This is a genomic window from Candidatus Magnetobacterium casense, from assembly GCF_019173545.1.
GTDB lineage: Bacteria > Nitrospirota > Thermodesulfovibrionia > Thermodesulfovibrionales > Magnetobacteriaceae > Magnetobacterium > Magnetobacterium cryptolimnobacter.
The window spans coordinates 1-7,350 of record NZ_JABXWD010000170.1; the positions used below are offsets into that span (position 1 = coordinate 1).

A 7,350-nucleotide genomic window follows, 5' to 3' on the forward strand; every position below is an offset into this window, starting at 1 on the left:
TATGAGCGTACAGAAGTAGTGGTTAAACTGACGGAGGTGATCCATTATCAAGCGGAGGTTATCCAGAGTTTGAAGGATGAGATAGCGGTATTGAAAGGTAATAAACCAAGACCAGACATAAAACCAGGGAAGATGGAAAAGGAAACAACTGACAAAAAATCATCTTCTGTTGACAATCTTGGTTCCCAAAAAAAGAGTAAAACTGTCGAGTGTAAGATTGATGAAACGATAATGCCGTGATACTTTCATTAGTCTCAAAAAGACATGCCGTAAATTGGCCGTCTCCTTTTTGGCATTATATTAACGATAGGGTAGGTAAAAATAATACCATTGCTCAGTTGGGCGTAATTATGCGTCAAAAGGCTGTTATCTCAACTGTTTGAGAAGTTATGAGGGTTGTTATCACCCTTGTTGTTAAGGTGTAACCATCCAAGGTGCGATTGAGTATGTCACAGGGTGTAAAGGGGTATATTATGAAAGGGGAGGGTGTTGGAACAAGTACAACAGTGGTTTAGGAATAACCTGGATATAGTGTTTCTGCTGTATGGGGCGTCCTTTGTTTTGATGGGGGTGTCGGTTCTTGTTCAATCCAGACGTGGGAGTGTCCTGAAGCTGTCGCGTATTATCGGGCTTTTGGCCGCCTTTGCACTGATCCACGGGATAAACGAGTGGCTGGACATGCTGTCTTTTATTCACCCAAAAGATACCATTTTCAAAAGCCTGAGTTTTTGTTGCCTTCTGACTTCATACGTGTTTCTGTTTGAGTTTGGCGTACGGTTATCCACCATCAATAAAGACGCCTCAATGTTCAAATGGCGGATTACGGCGGGGATACTGCTTCTTATCTACCTCCTTTCCTATCTCTCAGGACAACCCTGGCAGACGGGACAGATACTGGCAAGGTATTTTCTGGCATTTCCCGGCTCTCTCCTTACCGCAATAGGCTTCTACTACTACCGCCATATCAATGAAAGTGTGAAAAAACCGCTGCACGTCAACCGATATTTCCTGTTGGCAGGGATTGCGTTTTTGGCATATTCCGTTCTGGGTGGTCTGGTTGTCTCAATGGGTGGGTTTTTTCCCTCAAACGTGCTCAACACCAATACGTTTCTTTCGGTGGTGAAGGTTCCCGTGCAGGTGTTCAGGGCTATATGTGCGGTCTGTGCCGCTATATCCGTAGTTGGAGTAATCAGACTGTTTAACTGGGAGACACAGAAACACCTGCAAGATACCATTGAGGAGTTAGTCGGAAAAGATGACAAGATACTCCAACAATCGCAGTTGCAGGAGGTATTAAACCTCGTTATGAAGGTATCGATGTTTTCCATGCCCCTTGAGAAACAGTTGGAACGGATACTGAACTTCATACTGTTACTGCCGGGGATATCAGTGCAGGCAAAGGGCTGCATATTCCTCAGACAAGGCAATTCAGACAGGTTAACAATCGTAGCGTATAATAACTTCTCAGAGCAACAGATTGCAACATGCTCGAACATCCAGGTTGGTCAATGTCTGTGCGGGCGGGCCGCCGCAACTGCAAAGGTGATCTTCACCACAACAACGGAGAACATCGGCCATGATATCCGCTATGAAGGCATGTTGCCTCATGGACATTACTGTATCCCGATAATCTCAGATGTCAGACTGCTGGGGGTGTTCACCCTGTACGTTACGGAGGAGTATGAGTGGGATAAGGAAGAGGAGGGATTTCTCAAGGGCATTGCAAACATAATTGCCGAAATAATTATACGGAGAGAAAACGAAGAACGATTAACGCAAAACTGTCTGATCCAAAACACCATAAACGCTATCCTGCAACTGTCACTGAGTTCGCTGTCCTTTCAGGAACACATGGAGAGGACCCTCAACATCATAAGCAAAGTCCCCTGGCTGTCGGACAAGTCAACGGGGTGCATATTCCTGATGGACGAAAAGCGTGAGACACTTGTAATCAAGGCCCATAAGGGGTTTTCTCCGCGCCTGTACAAGACGTGTAACTACCTGCCCCTGGGCAAGTGTCTGTGCGGACTGGTGGCAAGCACCGGTGAGATAGTGTTTGCAGACTCCCTGGATGAGCGACACAGCATTACGTATGAGGGGATGCACCAGCACGGACATTACTGTGTACCGATAAAATCAGGTGATAAGGTACTGGGGGTTATTAACCTCTATACAAAGGCCGGACACGTAAGAACAACTCTGGAGGAAGACTTCCTGCTATCCGTTGCAGGCACCTTATCGGCCATTATTGAGCGTAAACTCATAGAGGATAAACTACAGTACATGACAAACTATGACACCCTGACCGGTCTGCCCAACAGGGTGTTGTTTCTTGACCGCCTTGAGTACGAAGTAAGAAACGCAAAGCGTTATGGCTATTTCTTTGCGGTTATTTACCTGGACATGGATAACTTCAAAAACATAAACGACGCCATGGGGCATGATGTGGGAGACCTGTTTTTAAAGACCATTGCCAGTCGCCTGATGAAAAACGTCCGTGAAGCAGACACCATTGCCCGTATGAATGGGGATGAGTTCATGGTGATCCTTACAAACATCAAAGATGCGAGTGATTCAGAGACTATTGCCAATAAGATATTAAGTTCACTGAGTGAAAACTTTGACCTCGGCGGTAGCAATTACGGTGCCACTGCCAGCATCGGCATAAGCATCTACCCTGGTGATGCAGACGGCGCAGAGGGACTGCTCAACTGTGCAGAGACGGCTATGAATCACGTCAAACTCAGTGGCAGAAACGGATGCGCCCGCTTTAAGACCGATATGGATGCCTCCCATAGTGAGCGATTCAGGATGGTGAATGAGCTGCGTCTGGCCATTGAACGCAACGAACTTGTAATCCACTATCAGCCGCAGATAGAGGTCAAAAGTGGCAAGATTATTGGAGCGGAGGCTCTTGTGCGTTGGCAGCACCCCACCCTGGGGCTGATCTATCCAAATTCCTTTATACCCCTGGCAGAAGACTCGGGATTGATTGTACCACTTGGTGAGTTGGTGCTGCACAAGAGTTGTCAACAAAGCGTACTGTGGCAGGCTATGGGGCTACCACCGGTCATTATGGCGGTCAACGTCTCACTCAAGCAGGTCTACAGGCAGTACAATCTGGCAGAGGTGGTCTTGAAGGTACTCCATGACACACAGTTGACCCCACACCACCTGGAACTTGAACTCACCGAGAGCTTCTGTATGCAAAACCTTGACAATACAATAACGATGCTGCGGCAGTTCAATTATATGGGCGTCCTGGTGACGATAGACGATTTTGGTACCGGTTATTCGTCGCTGAGTTATCTCAAGCACCTGCCGTTTAAAAAGCTAAAAATAGACAAGGGATTCGTCCAGGAGATTACGACCAATCCCGACGACCTGACAATCGTAAAGACCATCATTGATATGGCCCATAACCTCCGCCTAAGGGTAATAGCCGAGGGTGTGGAAACCAACGAACAACTGGAGGTGTTGCGCAGCCTCAACTGCGATGAAATTCAAGGGTTTCTGATCAGCAAGGCCGTCCCGGCAGACGACTTTGCCGGGTTGTTGAGAGGGGATTAAGAGTAAAACTGGCACCCACGGTAAGTTTGTTCTTCATCATAAACGCTACAAAAAGAAGAAGGAGGGCGGCTCCGCCCCCTCCTCAGACCTCCCCCGCAAGGGGACCAGTCCCCTTGACCCCATCATTGCCGTGATTTACGCATAAGATTTTGCCGAACTATTACAAAAAGTCCAGAATTAACTCTATTGTCTGATATAATCTTAATCTTCAAGATAGAACAAATTAATCGTGAACCGGCACCACTCTTACTGTGCAAACGTTTCGTTACAAAAGGGGCAGAACTTCCACTGCTCGTTTCTCTGCATACCGCACTTTGGACACTTGTGCTTGAGACCGCTGCTACAGTACGGGCAGAAGGTGTATTCGGAACTCAACGGTTCACGACACTTGCTGCATACGACTATTTCGCCCTCTGCGATGGCGGCCGTAACCCTCAGAACCTCCTCGACGGAGGTGATGCCCATCATGATTTTCTTGAGACCGTCCTCTCTGAGGCTATTCATGCCCGACTCTGTGGCTGCACGGGCGAGGGCGTTTTCCGTACTGGAATCATCGTAGATGATCTTTCTGATCAACGAGTTCACCGACAGTATCTCAAATATCCCGACCCTGCCACGATAACCGGTGTTGCCACAGGAGCTGCAACCGGAGGGTTTGTAAAACCGCGCAACACTGGGGTCTATTGTGCCCTTGATCATCAGAAACAGCAGGTCTTCATCGGAGGGTTCATACTGCACCTTGCAGTGGTTGCAGAGCTTTCTGACAAGCCTCTGGGCAATGACACCGTTTAGTGAGGAGGCCAGGAAGTAACTCTTAATACCCATCCCCTTGAGTCGCGTAACGGCCCCCACGGCCGTGGTGGTGTGCAGGGTGCTCAGGACAAGATGTCCCGTGATGGAGGCCTGGATGGCTATCTCCGCTGTTTCGGGGTCCCTCATCTCACCCACCATGATGACGTCTGGGTCCTGCCTCAGCACCGCCCTAAGAGAAGACGAAAACGTAAGACCGACCTTTTCGTTGATGTTTACCTGGGTAATACCCTTGACGGAGTACTCCACGGGATTTTCAAGCGTTATGATGTTTATTTTGTCATTTAATATGTGGTTCAGGCCGGCATACAGTGTCGAACTCTTACCGCTTCCCGTAGGTCCGGTGACAAGGACTATACCCTGGGGCTTGTCTATCATACTCACAACGGCGGTGTGATCCTTGGCGTTAAGGCCGATTTCGTGTATTGACAGGTTGGCCGCCGTGGGGTCCAAGACCCTCATGACGATTTTTTCGCCATAATGCGTGGGCAACGTTGAAACCCGGAGGTCAACTTCCTTGTTATCGAGTCTCAGCTTTATCCCGCCATCCTGTGGCACCCTGCGCTCGGCAATATCGAGCTTTGACATTATCTTTATTCTCGATATGGTAGGGTTTTGAAGGGCCTTGGCTAAATGTGTAAGGGTTACCATTATACCGTCCGTCCTCAAACGCACGCTGTAGTCCTTTTCGGAGGGTTCCAGGTGAATGTCGCTGGCCCCACTCTTTATGGCAGTGAGTAATATCTTGTTGACGAGCTTTATCACCGGAGGCGATTCACTCTCAGCCAACAGACTGCCAACATCAGGGGCTACCTCAATCCGATCGCTTTTGATATCCAGTATGCCTTCCGTTTTACCCTTGTCTTTGTTGTACTGTCCCTGGAGTTCATCAAAGTCCTCTGCCAGTGTGATCTCACCAGCCTTGCTGCCCAATATCCCTGTGTAGTATTGTCTTATGGCCTCTCTGATCTCCTTTGGGGTGGACAAGACCACATCCACGTCTCTGTTGGCGATATATTTTATCTCCCTGATGGCGTCGCTATCCATGGGGTTAGCCATGGCCACTTCAATGGCCCTTTTGCTTATATTTATCGGGAGCAATACATTTGCAAAAGCTATATCCCGGCTGATCATTTCCAGGGCCTTATCCGATACCCCTATCGTTTCAAGGTTTACGTATGGTATATTCAACTGCTGCGACAACGCCCTGGCAATATCTATCTCCGTGGCCAGATTAAGGTGTACTATAATGTCTCCGAGTTTCTTCTTTGTAGCCTTTTGTTTCTCCAGACACACTTTCAGTTGATCGGGGTGCAATATCCTCGCCTCTACAAGCAATTCTCCAAGTTTGAGCATTTTCTTGCCATGATAATGCTGCTGTATGGCCTTTCTGATCTCCGTGAGCGTTGAGACAACAGGGCTTACGTTCTTGCCGGTTACAAACGATATGTCCTTTATCGCACCCACGTCAAGGGGGTCACACATGGCTATGGTTATCGCCCTGCCGTCGGTTTTTAATGGAAAGACAAGGTGTTTTTCGGCTATCTTAGCCGGAAGCACCTGCAGAAGGTCCTTATCTATCTCCTCCCTGTCAAGCTCCCGATAGTCATAGCCCATGTTTTGTGCCAGACACTGAACGATCTCCATTTCGCTCGTATAGCCCAGGTCTATAAGAATCTTACCCAGCCTATGCTGCGTCTTCTTTTGTTCAGCAAGGGCGGTCGACAACTCTATTTGATTTATTACGCCTGCCTCAAGCAACACCTCACCTAATGGCTTCTTAGGCTTTTTTGGATTTTACACCCTGTACAATCATATAATTCTGCTCCTAACATATTTTGTGCTCAACGCTATCTATGCTAACACGACAGTTGGCAATTTGTAAACAACGCCAGCATTGCTATGTCGTCAAACTGAGGGGCCTCACCGATGAATGTCTTCAGGGCATATTCGATGCGGCCTACGAGTTGATTTGCACTACCGCCGTTATTTGCACTAAGCAGGCCCATCAGAGGATGCGCCGTAAATGATGCCTTTTTCATATCCCTGGCATCCGTTACCCCGTCGGTGTATAGAAAGATGCCATCGCCCTTTTTAAGCGATACGGTTTCCTTTATGTATTTAAAGTCATCCATAACGCCAAGGGGAAAACCTGACTCGATCTCCATTTCCCTTGGCCCTGTGGATTGGTACAGCATATATGGGGGATTGTGCCCGGCATTGCTGAAGGTCAGCTCTCCCGTGCGGACATCCAGAATTCCAAGGAAAAATGTCACAAACATCCCCGATTTCTGTGTGCAAAGCTCCTTGTTGAGTTCCGACAGGATCGTCTCAGGCGACGTATACAACCTGGCAACGGCCCTGAGGGTGACCTTGGTCGAAGACATTACAAGGGCGGCATGTATCCCCTTGTCGGATACATCACCGATGGCAATGCAGAGATGGTCGTCGTCCATCCCGAAGAAGTCATACAGGTCCCCGCCAACCTCCCGGGCCGGCTGAAGAAACGCAAAAATATCAACCCCGTATCTGGCCCCTACGGATGAAAAATCTACCGGCAGCATGTTCATCTGTATCTCATGGGACAACTTTAAGGATTGTTCCATCTTGTGCTGCTTGACACTATCGAAATACATCGAGGCATGAGCGCAGAAGATATCTATCAACTCCTTATCCCACCGGCTGATACCATTGCGGTTGTCTATGAACAGCAAGTTGCTGATATCGTTTCCGGTTCTCAGGCATGTGACGGCCTGTTTTTCGGTATAGATGTCGTTGTTGTCTTTAAATGCCTTCTTGATCATCGCAAGGGTCTGTGCACTGACAACATCTCTGACCCTCTTGTCCTGAGAGTTGTCATACAAACCGGTACCGCTGATAACCACGAGGTCCTCAATACTGTTGTCGGTCAGGAGGCTTGAGTACATGTCTGCCGGTGTATTGGTATCCAGCGTCAGGATCGAATTGAGC

The 7,350-nt window shown here is 48.3% G+C and carries 3 protein-coding genes and 1 pseudogene; 2 read left to right on the plus strand and 2 right to left on the minus strand.

All coding sequences use genetic code 11. The features are described 5' to 3' along the window. Together HWQ67_RS10055 and HWQ67_RS10060 are read left to right on the plus strand one after the other, a co-directional pair. Nucleotides 1-240 (plus strand): annotated as a pseudogene (locus HWQ67_RS10055) (IS66 family transposase); the annotation flags it as partial. 246 nt (nucleotides 241-486) lie between these two features. Further along, the gene (locus HWQ67_RS10060; protein WP_218252559.1) at nucleotides 487-3,570 is read left to right on the plus strand and encodes a bifunctional diguanylate cyclase/phosphodiesterase; all 3,084 of its coding nucleotides are present in this window, start codon (nucleotides 487-489) and stop codon (nucleotides 3,568-3,570) included. Nucleotides 3,571-3,816: 246 nt separating this feature from the next. Here HWQ67_RS10060 and HWQ67_RS10065 read toward each other — a convergent pair whose 3' ends face one another. Both HWQ67_RS10065 and HWQ67_RS10070 read right to left on the minus strand, forming a co-directional pair. After that, the gene (locus tag HWQ67_RS10065) at nucleotides 3,817-6,141 is read right to left on the minus strand and encodes an ATPase, T2SS/T4P/T4SS family (protein WP_218252560.1); all 2,325 of its coding nucleotides are present in this window, start codon (nucleotides 6,139-6,141) and stop codon (nucleotides 3,817-3,819) included. A 98-nt stretch (nucleotides 6,142-6,239) separates the two neighbouring features. Continuing rightward, nucleotides 6,240-7,350: SpoIIE family protein phosphatase (locus HWQ67_RS10070; RefSeq protein ID WP_218252561.1), on the minus strand; the 1,111-nt coding region annotated here is incomplete at its 5' end.